A 1,103-nucleotide genomic window follows, 5' to 3' on the forward strand; every position below is an offset into this window, starting at 1 on the left:
AAAGCTGACTAAGGACAAGGCATAATAGTAATTTTTCTTACGAACCACACTATGCCAAACCTTAATCAGCTCATAAATATATTATCGCAAAACCTAACCATGAACAAGGCAAGATTGACGTGTTTAGCCTTAATTACTCTAGCGATAATACAAGTACAAAGTAGCAACCTCAAACAAATAGCAAGAGGATTTGTCAAAGGTAGGACAAACAGTAATTACAGACGGCTACAACGCTTCTTTGCACAAGTTGACATAGACCAAGACCAGCTAGCCAAATTCATCTATCAACTCTTTGACTTAGACGAAGTCATCATCAGCATAGACAGAACCAACTGGAAATGGGGTAAAAAGAACATTAACATCTTTTTGCTCAGCGTTGTTCATCAAGGAATCGCTATTCCCTTATACTGGACACTACTTGATAAAAAAGGTAACAGCAATAGTAATGAGAGATGTGAGCTTATACAAAAGTTCATCAACACCTTTGGCGCAGACAAAATACAGTATGTATTAGCCGATAGAGAGTTTGTTGGCAAAGAGTGGTTTCAATGGCTAAATAAAGAGCAAATAAAGTTTTGCATTCGCATCAAACACAACACCCTAGTAGCCAATCATCAGGGTAAATTGGTACAAATAAAGACATTGTTACGTCATCTATCCCCTCATGAAACGTTTATGTTAGCCAGAGCTGTTCCCGTATATGGCGTTAAAGTTCGTCTATTTGCAAAGCGTGATGCTGACAACGATTATGTCATCATAGCGACCAACAATTTAGATCATACGGATGCTATGGCTCTTTATAGCAGACGCTGGGAGATTGAAACCTTGTTTTCTTGTTTTAAAGGACGAGGGTTTAATCTTGAAGATACGCATCTTACACAGTTGGATCGGGTAAGTAAGTTAGTGGCGGTTTGTGCGCTAGCATTTTGTTGGTCATATCGCATTGGGATTAAAACTGTACAGCAGCACCCTAAAAGACGAAAGCTTAAGAAACATGGTCGACCCCAGCAAAGTTTGTTTGCTATTGGTTTGGATGTTTTGATTGATGGTTTGCGTGAGTATTTCTTTGCTGGCAATCGACGTGTGTTTGAGGTTCTAATAAG

General features: G+C 39.0%; 1 protein-coding gene. It reads left to right on the forward strand.

Annotated features, from left to right (window positions below; genetic code table 11):
• Positions 1-51 precede the first annotated feature (51 nt).
• The coding region (locus tag A1232T_RS00030) for an IS4 family transposase (protein ID WP_077447461.1) at positions 52-1,103 on the forward strand (1,052 nt) is incomplete at its 3' end.

Source organism: Psychrobacter pasteurii (assembly GCF_900162815.1).
Taxonomy (GTDB): domain Bacteria; phylum Pseudomonadota; class Gammaproteobacteria; order Pseudomonadales; family Moraxellaceae; genus Psychrobacter; species Psychrobacter pasteurii.